General features: G+C 66.8%; 19 protein-coding genes and 1 other RNA gene. 7 read left to right on the top strand and 13 right to left on the bottom strand.

Translation table 11 applies throughout. From position 1 onward, the window contains the following. Positions 1-65: 65 nt before the first annotated feature. Positions 66-1058, top strand: a complete 993-nt coding sequence (locus AC5P8Y_RS16690; protein WP_049431194.1) for a YiiG family protein — start codon at positions 66-68, stop codon at positions 1056-1058. 159 nt (positions 1059-1217) lie between these two features. Next, on the top strand, positions 1218-2168 hold the full coding sequence (locus tag AC5P8Y_RS16685; protein ID WP_495202098.1) for a YiiG family protein: 951 nt from the start codon (positions 1218-1220) through the stop codon (positions 2166-2168). Between the two features lie 61 nt (positions 2169-2229). Here AC5P8Y_RS16685 and AC5P8Y_RS16680 read toward each other — a convergent pair whose 3' ends face one another. Continuing rightward, a complete protein-coding gene (locus AC5P8Y_RS16680; protein ID WP_049403922.1) occupies positions 2230-3102 on the bottom strand; it encodes an ion transporter in 873 nt (290 codons plus the stop codon). A 63-nt stretch (positions 3103-3165) separates the two neighbouring features. On the opposite strand from AC5P8Y_RS16680, the gene AC5P8Y_RS16675 reads away from it, so the two are divergent. Next, positions 3166-4392, top strand: coding sequence for an acetylornithine transaminase (locus tag AC5P8Y_RS16675; protein ID WP_049431186.1), 1227 nt, complete (start codon positions 3166-3168; stop codon positions 4390-4392). A 53-nt stretch (positions 4393-4445) separates the two neighbouring features. Here the strand turns inward: AC5P8Y_RS16675 and AC5P8Y_RS16670 are convergent, their stop codons facing one another. Continuing rightward, complete coding sequence (locus AC5P8Y_RS16670) at positions 4446-5048, bottom strand: HAD-IA family hydrolase (protein WP_005410909.1); 603 nt, start codon at positions 5046-5048, stop codon at positions 4446-4448. A 122-nt stretch (positions 5049-5170) separates the two neighbouring features. Between AC5P8Y_RS16670 and azu the strand changes: the two genes are divergently transcribed. After that, a complete protein-coding gene (gene azu, locus AC5P8Y_RS16665; protein WP_005410908.1) occupies positions 5171-5620 on the top strand; it encodes an azurin in 450 nt (149 codons plus the stop codon). A gap of 123 nt (positions 5621-5743) precedes the next feature. Here azu and hemL read toward each other — a convergent pair whose 3' ends face one another. Beyond that, positions 5744-7033, bottom strand: coding sequence for a glutamate-1-semialdehyde 2,1-aminomutase (hemL, locus tag AC5P8Y_RS16660; RefSeq protein ID WP_495202097.1), 1290 nt, complete (start codon positions 7031-7033; stop codon positions 5744-5746). Between the two features lie 16 nt (positions 7034-7049). Further along, a complete protein-coding gene (gene thiE, locus AC5P8Y_RS16655; RefSeq protein WP_049403926.1) occupies positions 7050-7676 on the bottom strand; it encodes a thiamine phosphate synthase in 627 nt (208 codons plus the stop codon). A gap of 34 nt (positions 7677-7710) precedes the next feature. On the opposite strand from thiE, the gene AC5P8Y_RS16650 reads away from it, so the two are divergent. Further along, a complete protein-coding gene (locus tag AC5P8Y_RS16650) occupies positions 7711-7935 on the top strand; it encodes a rubredoxin (RefSeq protein ID WP_005410905.1) in 225 nt (74 codons plus the stop codon). Between the two features lie 78 nt (positions 7936-8013). Here the strand turns inward: AC5P8Y_RS16650 and AC5P8Y_RS16645 are convergent, their stop codons facing one another. The 8 genes from AC5P8Y_RS16645 to AC5P8Y_RS16610 all read right to left on the bottom strand — a co-directional run bounded on the left by AC5P8Y_RS16645 (position 8014) and on the right by AC5P8Y_RS16610 (position 12089). Further along, entirely contained in the window at positions 8014-8859 is an 846-nt protein-coding gene (locus AC5P8Y_RS16645; protein ID WP_024957828.1) for a SirB1 family protein, read from the bottom strand. A gap of 144 nt (positions 8860-9003) precedes the next feature. Beyond that, positions 9004-9447, bottom strand: coding sequence for a DUF192 domain-containing protein (locus AC5P8Y_RS16640; RefSeq protein WP_005410903.1), 444 nt, complete (start codon positions 9445-9447; stop codon positions 9004-9006). Between the two features lie 21 nt (positions 9448-9468). Then, positions 9469-10116 carry a ribose-5-phosphate isomerase RpiA gene (gene rpiA, locus AC5P8Y_RS16635; protein WP_111172499.1) on the bottom strand — a complete coding sequence of 216 codons (648 nt, stop codon included), beginning with the start codon at positions 10114-10116 and terminating at the stop codon, positions 9469-9471. 22 nt (positions 10117-10138) lie between these two features. Continuing rightward, on the bottom strand, positions 10139-10618 hold the full coding sequence (locus tag AC5P8Y_RS16630) for an EVE domain-containing protein (RefSeq protein WP_005410901.1): 480 nt from the start codon (positions 10616-10618) through the stop codon (positions 10139-10141). After that, complete coding sequence (locus tag AC5P8Y_RS16625; RefSeq protein ID WP_033834478.1) at positions 10615-11208, bottom strand: 5-formyltetrahydrofolate cyclo-ligase; 594 nt, start codon at positions 11206-11208, stop codon at positions 10615-10617. The genes AC5P8Y_RS16630 and AC5P8Y_RS16625 overlap by 4 nt, the downstream gene beginning before the upstream one ends. A gap of 83 nt (positions 11209-11291) precedes the next feature. Further along, positions 11292-11477: non-coding RNA, 6S RNA (gene ssrS, locus AC5P8Y_RS16620), on the bottom strand. A 97-nt stretch (positions 11478-11574) separates the two neighbouring features. After that, the gene (locus tag AC5P8Y_RS16615; protein WP_006467013.1) at positions 11575-11871 is read right to left on the bottom strand and encodes a cell division protein ZapA; all 297 of its coding nucleotides are present in this window, start codon (positions 11869-11871) and stop codon (positions 11575-11577) included. Further along, a complete protein-coding gene (locus tag AC5P8Y_RS16610; protein ID WP_005410898.1) occupies positions 11868-12089 on the bottom strand; it encodes a TIGR02449 family protein in 222 nt (73 codons plus the stop codon). Before AC5P8Y_RS16610 ends, AC5P8Y_RS16615 begins: the two co-directional genes overlap by 4 nt. A gap of 153 nt (positions 12090-12242) precedes the next feature. On the opposite strand from AC5P8Y_RS16610, the gene AC5P8Y_RS16605 reads away from it, so the two are divergent. Beyond that, positions 12243-12791, top strand: coding sequence for a YecA/YgfB family protein (locus AC5P8Y_RS16605; RefSeq protein WP_005410897.1), 549 nt, complete (start codon positions 12243-12245; stop codon positions 12789-12791). A 5-nt stretch (positions 12792-12796) separates the two neighbouring features. Continuing rightward, positions 12797-14119, top strand: coding sequence for an aminopeptidase P N-terminal domain-containing protein (locus AC5P8Y_RS16600; protein ID WP_088470160.1), 1323 nt, complete (start codon positions 12797-12799; stop codon positions 14117-14119). A gap of 559 nt (positions 14120-14678) precedes the next feature. Here the strand turns inward: AC5P8Y_RS16600 and pepQ are convergent. Further along, complete coding sequence (gene pepQ, locus AC5P8Y_RS16595; RefSeq protein ID WP_012481166.1) at positions 14679-16010, bottom strand: Xaa-Pro dipeptidase; 1332 nt, start codon at positions 16008-16010, stop codon at positions 14679-14681. Positions 16011-16016 lie beyond the last annotated feature (6 nt).

Genomic DNA, 16016 nt, shown 5'->3' with positions numbered 1-16016 from the left:
TGCGACCTTCGGCCTGCTGCGCTAGAATGTGCGGCTGTAATCGTTTTCAACAGGGATGTGAGCACATGTCACGCACTCTTTCCGTCGCGGCGCTGGCCGCTTCGCTGTCGTTGATCCTGGCCGCCTGCGGTGGCAAGGCACCCGCCGCTGCGGGCGGCGCCGCTGCCTCCGGCACGCCGGACGCCAGCGCGGCGCCGTCCGACCCGCAGCAGCAGTTGGCCGCCAAGCTCAACGCCTACATCGGCTGCTTCAACGCGCTTGATTCGAAGACCCACGGCAGCATCGAGTCCTATACGCGCTGGATCAAGGATGTCGCCGCCGGCCCGACCGGTCGCGAGACACAGGTGTACGGTCCGTTCGAGATCAGCGATTACGACATGAAGCAGTGCGATGCCCCGGTGACCGAGGCGATGGCTGCCAAGCCAGTGCTGGCCGAACTCGATGCTGCTGCCGGCCACTACCAGCAGGCGCTGAAGGCACTGGTGCCGATCAGCAAGGACGCGCACGACTACTACGATCGCCAGGACTACGAAGACGACCAGTTCGCCAAGGGCAAGCAGCTGCACGCGCCCTTGATGGCCGCCTTCAAGGATTTCGTGGCTGCCAGCGAAACGTTCAATGCCGAGCTGGAGCGCCAGAACGACGCCGCCCAGCGCGAGCAGCTCAAGGCACTGGAGCAGGCCGAGGGTCGCACGCGCGAGTACTACCGCCTGGCGATGATGCTGGAAGCCAAGGCCATCATGGATCTGATGAGCGAGGATGATTTCGATCAGGCCAAGGCCCGCGAGCGTCTGGATGCGTTCAACCGCATTTCCGACGAAGCGCATGCGAAGGTGGCTGACCAGGAGCCGGGCAAGCTGGACTGGAACAGCTTCGAGCGCGAAGCCGAGAACTTCCGTCGGGAAGGCAAGGAGCGGCTGCACCGGGTCAGCAGCAAGACGCCCTACAGCGATTTCGAACGGCGTATGCTGGATTCGCCCTCGATGGCGCCGCGCGGCTCTGCCAGCAAGCTGATGCAGGAATACAACTCGCTGGTTTTCCAGAGCAACCGCCAGTAATCGCAGCGTCCATCGTGTCATTTGTGTCGCAATCGAACAGGTCGATTGCGACGCATCGCATCGCACACTTCCGAACGGCAGGGCCTTTGCGAGGCCGCCGATGCGGGTGCTTGCGTCATGCGCGAGGATATCTACCGCCTCTTTCTGCAAGGAATCGATTTGAACGCTTCTGTACGCCTGCTTCCCCTTCTTCTGCTCGGCACGCTGGTCGGTACGGTCGGTTGCGACAAAGTGCCGGGGCCGGCGGCGGCCGATACCGGCCTGGAGAAGGTCAACGCCTACATCGAGTGCTACAACGGCGTTGAACAGCCCATCCACGAAGGCTTCCAGACCTACACCGGCTGGATGAAGGACCCCGAAGCCGGTCCGACCGGCAAGGAAACGCAGCCGCGCTCACCGGGCAAGGTGCTGTCGCACCGCGTGGAGTACTGCGGCCAGGCGCTGACCGATGCGCTGGCAAAGAACCCGTCTACCGCGCTGGATGCACCGGCGCGTGACTACCAGCAGGCCTTCCAGTCGCTGTACGCGCTGATCGAACGCGCCGACGGCTACTTCACCCGTGAGGACTATCGCCGCGATGGCGGTGAGGGCCTGCGCAGCCAGCACGCGCCGTTGATGCAGGCCTACGCCGGGTTCTTCAAGGCCAGCGAGGCACTGGATGCGGCACTGGAGAAGAACGAGAACGATCGTCGCGCGGCACAGCTGAAGCAGATCGAGGAGAGCGAAGGCCGTTCGCTGGCCTACTACCATCTGCGCCTGCTGGGCGATGGCAAGCAGCTGGCCATGGCCTTCCAGGGCGACGCACCGGATCTGGCGGCGTTGCGCGTACAGCTGGCCGATTACCAGGCGCTGGTGACGGAAATCCAGAACTCCGGGGTGGGCAAGGACGACCCGATGTGGGGCCACGTGCAGCGTTCAGCGGACAAGCTGGTACGCACCGCCGGGCGCGGCGTGGAGCGTCTGCAGCAGGGCAAGCCGATCACCGCCGAAGGGCTGGCTGCCGAGCGCAAGGCCTCCGGCAGCTGGGACACCTCGGCGCCGGAAGGTGCGCAATCCACTCTGCTGGACGCCTACAACGATCTGGTCTCCACCAGCAACCGCCTGCGATGAGCAGCGCGCGCATCCATGCATAAGCGCCAAGGGTAGTGCCGGCCGCTGGCCGGCATGCGCCTCAATGGTTGAACGGATCCGGTAGCTGACCGCCGCACTTGCGGCAATACCGTGCATCCGGCTCGTGGCCTTCCAGCCCACACTCCGGGCAGCCACGCGCATCGCGGCGCGCGGCCTGCTCGGCTTCACGCATGGTGCTGGCCAGTTCGGCGGTGTAGATGCCGGTGGGCACGGCGATGATGCTGTAGCCGATCAGGATCAGCACCGAGGTGACGAAGCGGCCGAGCACGGTCTGCGGCACGATATCGCCGAAGCCGACCGTGGCCATGGTCACCACCGCCCAGTACATGCTGGCCGGGATGTTGGTGAAACCGTGTTCGGGGCCCTCGATCACGTACATCAGCGCACCGGCGATGATGGTGATGGTGATCACCGTGAACAGGAATACCAGCACCTTGCGCCGGCTGCGCCACAGCGACGTCATCAGGACGCCGCTTTCCTCGATGTAGCGGGTCAGCTTCAGGATGCGGAACACCCGCAGGATGCGCAGCGCGCGCACCACCAGCAGGCTCTGCGCGCCGGGGATGAACATCGACAGGTAGGCGGGCAGGATCGACAGCAGGTCGATGATGCCCCAGATGCTCACTGCATACCGCAGCGGGCGCTTGACCACCGCCAGCCGCAGCAGGTACTCGGCGGTGAAGATGATCGTGAATCCCCATTCCAGGATGTACAGGCCGGTGGACCATTCGGCATGCAGGTGCTGCACGCTGTCGATCATCACCACCAGGATGCTGGCGACGATCGCCACCACCAGGATCAGGTCGAAATTGCGCGAAGGGCGGGTGTCATGGCGGTAGATGATGTCGAACCACCGACGGCGCCAGCCGGTCTCGGTGGCGGGGTTGAGCTGGGGGGCGGAAAACGGTCGCATGGGCGCATTGTGCCGCAGGGGTTCCGGCGCGAGAATGGGCGTTCCTGAACCCTGCCGACTGCCATGACCGCCGCGACCGATCCGCTGATCTCCCTTTCGCACTATTACCTGCCGGTCTACAAGCCCCGCCAGGTGGTACTGGAGCGAGGCCAGGGCGCCCGAGTATGGGACAGCCAGGGCCGTGAGTTCATCGACCTGGCTGCCGGCATCGCCGTGTGCGGCCTGGGCCACAACGATCCGGACCTGGTGGCCGCGCTGGTCGAGCAGGCCGGCAAGCTCTGGCACACCAGCAACGTGTTCTACAGCGCACCGCCGCTGCACCTGGCCGAGGAACTGGTGAAGGCCAGTCGTTTCGCCGAGCGGGTGTTCCTGTGCAACTCCGGCGCCGAAGCCAACGAAGTGGCGATCAAGATGGTCCGCAAGTGGGCCTCCAGCCAGGGCCGCCCGGCCGACAAGCGCGTCATCATCACCTTCCGTGGCAGCTTCCACGGCCGCACCCTGGGCGCGGTGACCGCTACCGCGCAGCCGAAGTACCAGGAAGGCTACGAGCCGCTGCCGGGTGGCTTCCGCTACATCGATTTCAACGACGAAGTGCAGCTGGAAACCGCGATGGCCGCCGGTGACGTGGCGGCGGTGATGCTGGAGCCGATCCAGGGCGAGGGCGGCGTGATGCCGGCCAAGTCCGGCTTCCTCAAGCGCGTGCGCGAACTGTGCGACCAGCACGACGCGCTGCTGGTGCTGGACGAGATCCAGGCCGGCATGGGCCGCACCGGCACGCTGTTCGCGCACTGGCAGGACGACGTGGTGCCGGACATGGTCACCCTGGCCAAGGCACTGGGTGGCGGCTTCCCGATCGGTGCGATGCTGGCCGGCCCGAAGGTGGCCGAGACCATGCAGTTTGGCGCGCACGGCACCACCTTCGGTGGCAACCCGCTGGCCGCTGCGGTGGCCCGCGTGGCGCTGCGCAAGCTGGCCTCGTCGGAGATCGCCGCCAACGTCAGCCGCCAGTCGAAGGCGCTGCGCGATGGCTTCGCGCGCATCAACGAAGAGTTCGGCGTGTTCAGCGAGGTGCGTGGTCGCGGCCTGATGCTGGGTGCGGTGCTGAGCAAGGACTTCGCCGGCCAGGCTGGTGCGATCCTCGACCACGCTGCCGGGCAGGGGCTGCTGACCCTGCAGGCCGGCCCGGACGTGCTGCGCTTCGTGCCGTCGCTGAACATCACCGACGAAGAAGTGGCTGAAGGCCTCAAGCGCCTGCGCGCGGCAATTGCCGCGTTCATCGCCGCGCGCTGACGCCCTGGCGTCGGGGGCGGATCCCTCTCCTGCGCAGAGGGCTCTGACCCCGATCAGCCCACCGCGTAACGCTTCAACACCTTGCCCAGCCCACGGCCATCGCGCACGGTTTCCGCGTGCAGGCCGGCGGCGCGTGCGCCGCGCACGTTGGCGAACAGGTCATCGACGAACAGCGTGCGCGCAGGTGCCACGTCCAGTGCTTCCAGCGTGCGCAGGAACACCGCGGGCGCCGGTTTGCGCAAGCCGAACTCCGCGCTGCAGAACACGCGCTCATGCAGGGCCGGGAACAGTTCCGGTAGCAGAGTGGGCAAGGCCTGCTGCATCAGTGCGCCATTGTTGGTCAGCACCGCCATCGGCAGCTGCAGGGCCTGCAGCCGCTGCAGCACGGCCGGCTGTGGATGGCTGGCGGCCTGTCGCGCCGCGATCCACGTGTGTACATCAACGGTGCGGCCCAGCTGTTTGCTCAGCTGCGCCAGATAGGCCGGGCCATCCAGCGTGCCATTGTCATGTGCTGCTTCCAGCCCGCTGTCGTACAGCGCGGCCTGCACGGTTTCCGGCGCGACATCCAGCGCTTGTGCCAGATGCAGCACGCGCTGCGCGCGCTGGTACTGCACCAGCACGCCGTCCACATCCAGCAGCAACAGATCGATCCGCATCGGCCGAGCATGCCATCGCGGTGGATGCGCGGAAACCCTGGAGTGCGCGTGCGACAGACGGTCGCAGACGCGGCCACAGGGGGCTGCCTAGAATGGCGTTTGAATCCGCAGGAGATGCAACGATGAAGGCTTGGATGGTGGCAGTGGGACTGGGCGCGCTGATGCTGGCGCCATCGGCGATGGCGCGGGTGTGTGCGGTCAGCATCGACAGCACCGACCAGATGAGCTTCAGCAGCCGCGAGATCAAGGTCGCCGCCGACTGCACCGCCGTGGACCTGACCCTGCGCCACACCGGCAAGCTGGCTGTCACCGCGATGGGTCACAACTGGGTGCTGACCCGTACCGCCGATTACCAGCCGGTGGCGATGGCGGGCATGCGCATGACCCTGGCCGACAGCTACCTGCCGAAGGCCGACAAGCGCGTGCTGGCGCACACCAAGGTGATCGGCGGTGGCGAGACCACGCGCGTGCGCTTCTCCACCCAGGGCCTGCAGAAGGGCGGTGACTACACCTTCTTCTGCTCGTTCCCCGGCCACTTCGCGATGATGAAGGGCAAGTTCGTCTTCGGTTGAGCAGCCACGCATGGCGTGGCTCTACCAGTAGATCCACGCCATGCGTGGATGAAAAAAGGGGACGGAGGGGATTGAGTCGTTCGTGCACAAACGACTCAATCCCCTCCGTCCCCTTTTTTGCGATCAGCCCTTGGCAGCCCTGAACGCCACGCGTGCTGCGGCCAGCGTCGCCTCGATCACGGCATCGTCGTGGGCGCTGGACAGGAAGCCGGCCTCGTACGCCGACGGTGCCAGGAACACGCCCTGCTCCAGCATTGCATGGAAGAAGCGGTTGAACGCCGGAATGTCGCAGGCGGTAGCCTGCGCATAGGTCTCCACCTTCTCGCTGGTGAAGAACAGCCCGAACATCGCACCCACGCAGGTGGTGGTCACGGCCACACCGGCGTCGGCGGCGGCCGCTTCCAGACCCGCACACAGGCGTGCGGTGCGCTCGGCCAGGTCGGCATGGAAGCCCGGCTGCTGGACCAGCTCCAGCATCGCTAGGCCGGCGGCCATTGCCACCGGATTGCCGCTCAGCGTGCCGGCCTGGTAGATCGGGCCGGCCGGTGCGATCTGCTGCATCAGCTCGCGGCGACCACCGTAAGCACCCACCGGCATGCCACCGCCGATGATCTTGCCGAAAGTGGTCAGGTCCGGGGTGATGCCGTAATGCGCCTGCGCACCGCCGAGGGCAACACGGAAGCCGGTCATCACTTCGTCGAAGATCAGCAGCGCGCCATGCTTCGTGCACAGCGCACGCAGGTGTTGCAGGTAGCCCTCGCGCGGCGGGATGCAGTTGGCGTTGCCGACCACCGGTTCGATGATCAGGCCGGCGATGTCCTCACCCTGCTGTTCGAACAGGGCGGTGGCCGCTTCGAAGTCGTTGTAGGGCAGGGTCAGGGTCAGTTCGCTCAGGCCGGCCGGGACGCCCGGCGAGGTCGGCACGCCCAGGGTCAGCATGCCGCTGCCGGCCTTGACCAGGAACGAGTCGCCGTGGCCGTGGTAGCAGCCTTCGAACTTGACGATGCGGTTGCGGCCGGTGGCGCCACGCGCCAGGCGGATCGCCGACAGCGTGGCCTCGGTGCCAGAGTTGACCATGCGCACCATCTCGCACGATGGCACCAGGCGGGTGATGGTCTCGGCCATGGTGACTTCGGCCGCGCACGGCGCACCGAAGGACAGGCCATTGTCGATCGCCTTCTTCACCGCCTGGCGCACGGCCGGGTGGTTGTGGCCGACGATCATCGGGCCCCAGGAACCGACGTAGTCGATGTAGCGGTTGCCATCGACGTCGTACAGGTAGGCGCCATCGGCGCGTTCAACGAAGAACGGCTCGCCGCCGATCGACTTGAACGCACGTACCGGCGAATTGACGCCGCCCGGCAGCAGCTGCTGGGCACGGGAGAACAGGGCGTGGGACTGGTCGTGGTTCATGGGGCTTTCCTGGGCATTACGCGAACTGGGCGAGATAGGCGCGCTGGGTCGCGACCGGGTCCGATGCGGCATAGATACCGCTGACCACGGCCACCAGATCGGCGCCGGCGTTGATGATGGGACCGACATTGTCCGGCGTCAGGCCGCCGATCGCCACCCGCGGCACGCCGAGTGCGGCGCTTTGCCGCAGCAGGTCGGTGTGGGCGCGGCTGCTGGTGACCTTGGTGGTGGTCGGGAAGAAGGCGCCGAAGGCCACATAGCTAGCGCCGGCCGCCACGGCCTTCTCGGCATTGGCCAGTTGGTCGTAGCAGGAGGCGCCGATGATGGCCTCGGCACCGAGCAGCGCGCGCGCGCTGGGGATGTCCCCGTCGGTGCCGCCCAGATGCACGCCGGCGGCGCCCACGGCCTTGGCCAGCACCGGATCGTCGTTGACAATCAGCGGCACGCCGTGGGCGGCGCACAGGCCTTGCAGGGCCGCCGCCTGTTCCTGCCGCAGCGCGTCGCTGGCGGTCTTGTTGCGGTACTGCAGCCAGGTGGCACCCGCGGCCAGCAGCGGCGCGGTACGGGCCAGCAGGCGCGCGGTATCGGGCTCGTCCGGGGTGATCAGGTAGACGCCGCGGGGCGCCGGGGAAGCAGAAGTCATCGATGGCTACCGGTGCGTGGGCTGCAATGGGACAATGGCCGCCCGTGAATCCAGCCCCGATTATCCGATGAGCGACGCCAGCCCCACCACCCTGCGAACCTGGATGTGCGTGGTTTGCGGCTTCCTGTACAGCGAAGCGGAAGGCTTGCCGGAGGAGGGTATTGAGCCCGGGACGCGTTGGGAGGACATTCCCGAGACCTGGACCTGCCCGGACTGCGGGGTGACCAAGGCCGATTTCGAGATGGTCGAGGTCGATTGACCGGCGGGCCACCCGGCCCATCCTGTGGGTGCTGACCGTTGGGGTGGGTGTGGACCGTTGGTCCACACACCGACACCCTCAATGCAGCCGCGGCATCGGCCCGCCGAGGTCGATCAGCTTCTCGCGCAGCCACTGCGCATCGCTGGCCTCGGGATTGCGCTTCAGGTACTGCCCCAGGTCATGGCGGGCACCGGCCAGATACTCCAGTTGCAGGTACGCCAGGCCGCGGTCGCGCAGCGCGTCGTCCTGCTCGGGCGCCAGTTTCAGCAGGCGGTCGGCACTGCGTGCGGCACGATCCCATTCACCGGCTTCGGCGTAGACGCCATGCAGGTTGCGCAGCATGCGCATCAGGATCGCGCGCGCCGGCGCCGGGTCGAGGATCTGCGCCAGCACCTGGTCATCGGGCATCTGCCCGCCCAGGTGTGACTTGGCGCGTTCGCGCAGTTCGTCCACGTCCAGTGGCCGGCCACCGTTGAACGGGTCCATCACCAGCACGCCGTCGTCCACCGGCAAGCGCACCAGGAAGTGGCCGGGGAAGGACACGCCATCCAACGGTATGCCGAGCCGGCGCGCGACTTCCATCTGCACCAGCGCCAACGAGATCGGATTGCCCAGGCGCCGCTCGAACACCTGGTTGAGGTAGCTGTTGCGCGGGTCGTAATACTCGTCGTGGTCGCCGCTGTAGCCCAGCTCGTCGAACAGGTGGCGGTTGATCGCCGCCATTTTCAGTGGGCTGTTGTCGATGCTCTCCACTTCCGAACGGAGGTGGTCGACATGGCTCTGGATCAGCGCGTCGTAGGTGGACGGCTGCAGATCGGGGTATTCATCGCGCGCGATCAGCAGCGCGGTCGGCAACAAGGGCAGCGCCTCGTCTTCGAGGTCGGCCAGTGCATCCCAGTCGGGGAGTGTGATCCGGTCCTGCATGACCACAGACTGGCGTCATTCGCAGGCGGTTTCAAGCGGTGCCGCGTGAAAAATCCAGGGGTCAGATCCCTTTCGCGTGCGAAAGGGATCTGACCCCTGCAGGGTTGCCGGCCAGCGGCCGGCACTACCGCGGGCAGAACCCTGTTACTCGATGCCTGGGCCGAACTTCAGCTCCGTGCCGTCCTTCAGCTTGAGCTTCTCGGCCTGGCCGGCGTTGAGCTCCAGCACGTAACGTGCCGGGCCACCGCTGGGGTAGGGCGGGCACATGTCGCCGGCCGAGCACGGCGGCACATCACGCTGCTGGCTGACCAGCTTGCGCTGGCTGTCGAAGTACAGGATGTCCAGCGCGATCCTGGTGTTCTTCATCCAGTACGCCTGCATTTCCTCGCGGTCGTGGATGAACAGCATGCCGTGGTCGGCCGCCATCTGGTCGCGGAACATCAGACCGCGTGCGCGGGTTTCATCGTTGGTGGCCAGCTCGACCTGGTAGCGGGCGCCATCCAGTTCGACCCAGTGGCGGGCCGCGTCGGTGGCGCAGCCAGCCAGGGCCAGCAGCGGGAGCATCAGCAGCGAACGCAACAGCGACATCGTCAGGATCCTTCGAAAGGGTCAGAGCACGACCGGCGGCTCGCCGCCGACGATCACCACATCTGCGCGGCGGCGCGCGAACAGGCCGACGCAGACCACGCCCGGCAGCTGATTGAGCTCGCGCTCCAGCTTTTCCGGATCGGTGATCTGCAGGTTGTGGATGTCCAGGATCTGGTTGCCGTTGTCGGTGACCACGCCTTCACGCCAGGTCGGCTGGCCGCCGGTCATGTCGCGGATCTGGCGGGCGACCAGGCTGCGCGCCATCGGGATCACTTCCACCGGCAGCGGGAACCTGCCCAGCACCGGCACCTGCTTGCTCGGGTCGATGATGCAGATGAAGCGCTCGCTGGCCTCGGCGATGACCTTCTCGCGGGTCAGCGCGGCGCCGCCGCCCTTGATCAGGCACTTGTTGGCGTCGCACTCATCGGCGCCATCGACGTACAGCGACAGGTTGCCGCTGTGGTTCAGCTCGATCACCTCGATGCCGTGCTGCTTCAGGCGCGCGGTGCTCTGCTCGGAGCTGGAAACGGCGCCCTTGATGCGGTGCTGGATGCGGGCCAGGGCATCGATGAAATAGGCCACGGTGGAACCGGTGCCGACACCGACGATCATGCCGTCTTCAACGTACTCGATGGCTTTCTCGGCGGCCAGGCGCTTGGCTTCGGACATGGGAGAACTCTCAGGCAGGGAATCAGGATTTCTTTTCCAGCGACAGCAGCAGCTTCCACTGCGCGGCGGTCACCGGGAACACCGACAGGCGGTTGCCCTTGGCAACCAGCGGGAAGCCCTCGCCGAGTTCTTCGGCGTGCAGCTTGATCTCGTCCAGCGCGATCACCTGCTTGAGCTTGCGGTCGAATGCCACGTCCACCAGCATCCAGCGCGGGTTTTCGCGCGTGCTCTTGGGGTCGTGGTAGTCGGATTTCGGATCGAACTGGGTGTCGTCCGGGTAGGCCGTACTGGCCACGGTGGCCAGGCCGACGATGCCGGGCACCTTGGTATTGGAGTGGTAGAACAGGATGCCGTCGCCCACCTGCATGCCATCGCGCATGAAGTTGCGCGCCTGGTAGTTGCGCACCCCGTTCCAGGGTTCGACCTTGACCTTGGCCAGGTCATCGATGGAGAAGGCGTCCGGTTCGGACTTCATCAGCCAGTAGCGCTTGCGGGCGGTCATGCGTTCACGGGGGCAGCGGAGGGGAACAGGGTGCCGTCTTCGGTGCAGATCGCATCCACCGGCACGTCCCACGACGCCACCGGCAAGGACTCGACCTGCTGCACCGCGAACGCAGCACCGACCAGCCAGGGCGGCGCCGGCCGGTCGTGGCGGAAGGCGAAGCTGCGATCATACCAGCCGCCCCCCATGCCCAGCCGCCGGCACTGCGTGTCGAAACCCACCAGCGGGGCCACCACCAGCGCCATCTGTGCTGGTTCCAGTGTGTCTTCCAGCGCCACGTCCGGCTCGGGAATGCCGTAGCGGTTGCTGGTCAGCGGCTGCCCCGGCCGCCACGGCGCGAAGCGCAGCACGTCGCCGGCCAGCACCGGCAGGCAGTAGGTGAGGCCTTCGGGCAACTGCAACTGCCAGCGGTGCAGGGCGATCTCGCCATCCAGCGCCCAGTAGCCGGCCACGGCGCCTTCGCGCGGGGCGAACGGCAGGGCGAGCAGGGCATCGGCAAGCGATTCGGCGGCGGCGATGCGCTCAGCGGCGGAAAGGTCGCGGCGGCGTTGCCGCAGGTCGTGGCGCAGGGCCTGGCGCGGGTCGGTCATGGCAGCGTGCGGCAAGGATCAGCCGTCATTGTGCCGGAAAGAACAAGGGCGACGCCCGAAGACGCCGCCCTTGCTGGAATATTGCATTCTCCGCAATGTCGATGCATGCGAAACGACCTTGAACCCGGGGGCTCAAGTGGGAACGCTGGAGAACCATCGGGCTTCCCGCTGCAAGGCGGACCTGCACTCCCGGCGCTGTCGCGCTCCCGGTGTCGTTCTTAAGGGACAAGGCGAATGTTTGCACATGCCGTCGAGTACCGCAGAGAACGCGTGGCCATTATAGCCAGCACGCAGGATCTGGATAGGCCGTTCGTCGGCAACAGTCCGTGCCAATTCAGATATGAGAAGACGCGTTTTGCACGATTTTCAGGCGCCGCCGTCGATGGCGCGGTCCAGGCGCCGGTTCAGGTCGGCCAGGGTCTGCTGCAGGGCCACGGCCTGGCGGGCGTTTTCGTCGCGCAGCAGCTGCAGTTCGTGGGCCAGGTTCAGCGCGGCCAACACGGCGACGCGATCGACCGCGGCCATGCGGTTGCTGCCGCGGATCTCACGCATGCGAGCATCCAGCAGGCGCGCGGCGGCCATCAGGCTGTCACGTTCATCGCCGCCGACGCCCACGGTGTATTCACGATCGAGGATGCGGACACTGACCGGTTCGGCGCTCATGTGTGCTGCTCCAGGGATTTGAGCCGGCTGATCATTGCTTCCACCCGCGAACGTGCCTGCTCATTCTTGGCCAGCAGCGTCGAGCGCTCGGCCACCAGCTGCTCCTGCTGGTGGCGCAGGCTGCGGTTCTCCTCGGCCAGGCGCTGGTTGCGTTCAAGCAACGCTTCCACGCGGGCGGCGAAGTCCTGCAGCTGGGCAAGGGGATCGGCGGGTTCCATGCGGGCACGATAGGCAAGCCGGGCAAGGGCGGTCAAGCGTTGTCGCAGCAAGGCTGGACGCCTGCGGAGAGGATGCCGTCGGGTTGCTACACTACGGGGTCTCACGGGCGCGCGCGTGCGCGCCCCGGGTTTCCTTTCCGAACGAGCCGCACGATGACCGAACTTCCCTCCGTCGACGACGTTACCCGCGCCAGCCAGGCGTTGGGCCTGGGCGCCACCGCTGCAGAGCTGCACGGCGCGCTGTGCGGCTGGCTGGCTGCCGGCGGTGCCCCCGGCAACGACTGGCCGGCGCGCGTGCTGGCCGACGACAACCTGCCGCCGGTGGCCGCCGACAGCGTGCTGGGGCAGCTGCTGCAGGCCACCATCAAGCAGCTGGAAGACCGCGACTTCGCCTTCGAGCTGCTGCTGACCGACGGCGACGACGTATCCGCGCAGGCCGATGCCATGTTCAGCTGGACCCGTTCCTTCTTGGGCGGCTTCGGCCTGGGCAGCGGCGGCCGCCGCCCGACCCTGTCCGAAGAGGGCGAGGAAGCGCTGACCGACATGGCCAGCCTGGCGCGTGCCTCCAGCGAGGATTTCGAGGCCGGTGGCGATGATGACGACGAAGCTCTGTCGGAGATCGAGGAATTCATCCGCGTGGCGGTGCTCCTGCTGCACGGCGACGTGGTGCTGGCCTCGCGCCATCGTCAGCGCCTGAACTGATGGACATCAAGCAGCGCACCGGCATTGCCGCCGGCGAGTACAAGCGTCGCCGCCGCCAGCTGATGGACATGGCCGGCGAGGACGCGATCCTGGTGCTGCCGGCGGCGGCCGAGAAGGTGCGCAGCCTCGATACCCATTATCCGTTCCGGCAGGATTCGGATTTCCAGTACCTGAGCGGCTTCCCGGAGCCGGAAGCAGTGCTGGTACTGATCCCGGGCCGACGCCACGGCGAGGCCATCCTGTTCTGCCGCGAGCGCGATGCCGAACGCGAAGCCTGGGACGGCAGCCGCGCCGGCCAGGAAGGCGCGGTGGCGCAGTACGGCATGGACGACGCCTACCCGATCAATGATCTGGACGACATCCTGCCGGGCCTGCTGGAAGGCCGTTCGCGCGTCTACTACCACTTCGGCCGGGATGCCGACTTCGACCTGAAGCTGATCGGCTGGGTCAACCGCGTGCGTTCGCAGGTGCGCCACGGGGCGCAGCCGCCGCACGAGTTCCTCGAACTGGGCCACCTGCTGCACGAGCAGCGCCTGTTCAAGTCCGGTGCCGAAGTGGCGTTGATGCACCACGCCGCGCAGATCAGCGTGCGTGCGCATCTGGCCGCGATGAAGGCCGCCAGGGCCGGCATCCACGAGTACGAACTGCAGGCGGAGCTGGAACGCGTGTTCCGCGCCAATGATGCGGTGCCCGCGTACTGCAGCATCGTCGGCGCCGGCCGCAACGGCTGCATCCTGCATTACCGCGACAACAACGCGCGTTCGCGCGACGGCGAGCTGGTGCTGATCGACGCCGGTGCCGAGTACCGTGGCTACGCCAGTGACATCACCCGCACGTTCCCGGTGAATGGCCGCTTCAGTGCCGAGCAGCGTGCACTGCACGACCTGGTCGGCGATGCGCAGGCCGCTGCGTTGGCCCAGGCCAGGCCGGGCGTGCCGTACGAGGCCGGTCACCTCGCCGCAGTGCAGACCCTGACCGAGGGCCTGCTGCGGTTGGGCCTGCTGAAGGGTACGCTGGAAAAGAACCTGGCCGAAGGCCTGTACCAGCGCTTCTACCGGCACAAGACCGGGCACTGGATCGGCATGGACGTGCACGACGTGGGCGACTACCGCCTGGCCGGTGACTCGCGTCTGCTGGAGCCGGGCATGGCGTTCACCATCGAGCCGGGGTTGTACATCGGCGTGGATGACACGACGGTGGAGCCGCGCTGGCGCGGTATCGGCATCCGTACCGAGGATGACGTGCTGATCACCGACGATGGCCATCGCGTGCTGACCGAAGGCCTGGCGCGCAGCGCCGACGAGATTGAAGCGGTGATGGCGGGGTAAGGGGTGTTCTGCAGGGCTTGCAGCCCTGCACCCGCGGTAGTGCCGGCCGCTGGCCGGCAACCTCAACAGCAACAGCAACAGCGGGCATTCCGTGGGATGGCGGGGCACTGTGGGTTTGCGGGGACGCCGTAAACCCGTCCATGGGGGCTTGGTCGCGGCATCCATGCCGCTCACACCCCGCAAACCCACAGTACCCCGCCTTCGACAGGTTCACGCGGCTGTTGGTGGGTGCCGATCGTTGATCGGCACATCTGTCAGATATCGAATGAATCATCCACGCATGGCGTGGATCTACGGGCAATTGCGGCTGTTGGGTAGTTGTCGACCGTGGTCGACACAGAGCGAGCGCAGCGAGCGACCCGCTTCTGCTTCTCTTTTTTCTTTTCCGTGGTTGGACGCGGCAGGAAACTGTCAAAGGTGGGGCGGGTAGGCCATGCAGGGGCGTTGGCGCCATGGATGGCGCCATCGAGCTTACAGGGACGTACTTGCAGCGTCCCCTGCATGGCCTACCCGCCCCACCAAGCGCGGCTTCTGAATTCAGCGCCCCACCACGAGGGGCTCAGCCGTTCGCCGCCGCAAACGCCGGCCGCGTCAGGTTGTCCGCCTCGCCATCAGTGCACAGCACTTCGTCTTCGATGCGGATGCCACCATACGGACGGAAGAAGTCCACGCGCTCCCAGTTGATCGCATCACCATGGCCGGCGTCCTTCACTTCGTTCAACAGCATGTCGATGAAGTACAGGCCTGGCTCGATGGTCACCACCATGCCCGGTTCCAGCACGCGGGTCAGGCGCAGGTAGGGATGGCCGGCCGGGCGCTCGATGCGGCCGCCCTCGTCGCTGGCGGCGAAGCCGGCCACGTCGTGCACCTGCAGGCCGATCAGGTGGCCGATGCCGTGCGGGAAGAATGCGGCGCTGACGCCGGTCTCCAGCGCGGTCTGTGGCGACACCTTGATCACGCCGAAGTCCTTCAGCACGCCCATCAGCGAAAGATGTGCGTCCACGTGCAGCTGCTTGTAGTCGAAGCCCGGGCGCACCGCTGCGCACATCTGCTGCTGGGCGGCGTCGACGGCCGCAATCATCGCGGCGAATTCGTCGTGGCCCTGCGCGGCGTAGGTGCGGGTGATGTCGCTGGCGTAGCCGTGCGCACTGGCGCCGGCGTCGATCAGGAAGCTGCGCAGCGGCTGCGGTGCCTTGCGGCCCAGCTCGGTGTAATGCAGCACGGCGGCGTGTTCGTTCAACGCCACGATGTTGCCGTAGGGCAGCTCGTTGGCATCCTGGCCGACGGCCTGGCAGTACGCCATGTGGATGCTGAATTCGTCGGCACCGTTGCGGAACGCGGCCTCGGCGGCGCGGTGGCCGCGCACGCCCAGCACCTGGGCCTGGCGCATCAGTGCGATTTCATACGGTGTCTTGCTGCCGCGGTGCCATTCCAGGTAGTTCACCACCGGCGCTGGATTGTTCGGCACGTAGTTGCCCAGTGCGCTCTGCGGCTCGCCCAGGATCGCGCAGCGCGACGGGTCGGCCGGCAGCAGGGCCAGCGCCTCTTCGGGCTTGCGGATGATGTGGATGTCGAAGTGCTCCACCCACCAGCCACTGGGGGCGTCCGGTACCACGTGCCAGTAGTCGAAGGGCTGGTGGAAGATCACTGCCGGGCGCTTGCCCGGGGTGAACACGATCCAGCTGTTGGGCACGCGGGTCAGCGGCAGCCAGGCCTTGAACTGCGGGTTGACCGCATACGGGTAGTCGCGGTCGTCGAACACCTGGTAGTGCAGGGTGCCGCTGGGCACCACCAGATGGTCGAAGCCGCCGCGGGCCAGCGCCTGCTCGGCGCGTCGGCACAGCACGGCCAGGTGGTCGGAATACAGGGCGCCGGGGTCTTGCTGGATCATTGCGGT

Source organism: Stenotrophomonas sp. YJH_SMC_12-1 (assembly GCF_059370935.1).
The sequence above is the reverse complement of the archived record's forward strand: the minus strand, read 5'-3'. Positions and strand labels throughout refer to the sequence as shown.

What these genes read in the sequence shown, in the direction of transcription:
- AC5P8Y_RS16690 (WP_049431194.1), top strand. Translation starts at nt 66, where the DNA reads ATGTCACGCACTCTTTCCGTCGCGGCGCTGGCCGCTTCGCTGTCGTTG.
- AC5P8Y_RS16680 (WP_049403922.1), bottom strand. Translation starts at nt 3,102, where the DNA reads ATGCGACCGTTTTCCGCCCCCCAGCTCAACCCCGCCACCGAGACCGGC.
- AC5P8Y_RS16675 (WP_049431186.1), top strand. Translation starts at nt 3,166, where the DNA reads ATGACCGCCGCGACCGATCCGCTGATCTCCCTTTCGCACTATTACCTG.
- AC5P8Y_RS16670 (WP_005410909.1), bottom strand. Translation starts at nt 5,048, where the DNA reads ATGCGGATCGATCTGTTGCTGCTGGATGTGGACGGCGTGCTGGTGCAG.
- azu (WP_005410908.1), top strand. Translation starts at nt 5,171, where the DNA reads ATGAAGGCTTGGATGGTGGCAGTGGGACTGGGCGCGCTGATGCTGGCG.
- hemL (WP_495202097.1), bottom strand. Translation starts at nt 7,033, where the DNA reads ATGAACCACGACCAGTCCCACGCCCTGTTCTCCCGTGCCCAGCAGCTG.
- thiE (WP_049403926.1), bottom strand. Translation starts at nt 7,676, where the DNA reads ATGACTTCTGCTTCCCCGGCGCCCCGCGGCGTCTACCTGATCACCCCG.
- AC5P8Y_RS16650 (WP_005410905.1), top strand. Translation starts at nt 7,711, where the DNA reads ATGGCCGCCCGTGAATCCAGCCCCGATTATCCGATGAGCGACGCCAGC.
- AC5P8Y_RS16645 (WP_024957828.1), bottom strand. Translation starts at nt 8,859, where the DNA reads ATGCAGGACCGGATCACACTCCCCGACTGGGATGCACTGGCCGACCTC.
- AC5P8Y_RS16640 (WP_005410903.1), bottom strand. Translation starts at nt 9,447, where the DNA reads ATGTCGCTGTTGCGTTCGCTGCTGATGCTCCCGCTGCTGGCCCTGGCT.
- rpiA (WP_111172499.1), bottom strand. Translation starts at nt 10,116, where the DNA reads ATGTCCGAAGCCAAGCGCCTGGCCGCCGAGAAAGCCATCGAGTACGTT.
- AC5P8Y_RS16630 (WP_005410901.1), bottom strand. Translation starts at nt 10,618, where the DNA reads ATGACCGCCCGCAAGCGCTACTGGCTGATGAAGTCCGAACCGGACGCC.
- AC5P8Y_RS16625 (WP_033834478.1), bottom strand. Translation starts at nt 11,208, where the DNA reads ATGACCGACCCGCGCCAGGCCCTGCGCCACGACCTGCGGCAACGCCGC.
- AC5P8Y_RS16615 (WP_006467013.1), bottom strand. Translation starts at nt 11,871, where the DNA reads ATGAGCGCCGAACCGGTCAGTGTCCGCATCCTCGATCGTGAATACACC.
- AC5P8Y_RS16610 (WP_005410898.1), bottom strand. Translation starts at nt 12,089, where the DNA reads ATGGAACCCGCCGATCCCCTTGCCCAGCTGCAGGACTTCGCCGCCCGC.
- AC5P8Y_RS16605 (WP_005410897.1), top strand. Translation starts at nt 12,243, where the DNA reads ATGACCGAACTTCCCTCCGTCGACGACGTTACCCGCGCCAGCCAGGCG.
- pepQ (WP_012481166.1), bottom strand. Translation starts at nt 16,010, where the DNA reads ATGATCCAGCAAGACCCCGGCGCCCTGTATTCCGACCACCTGGCCGTG.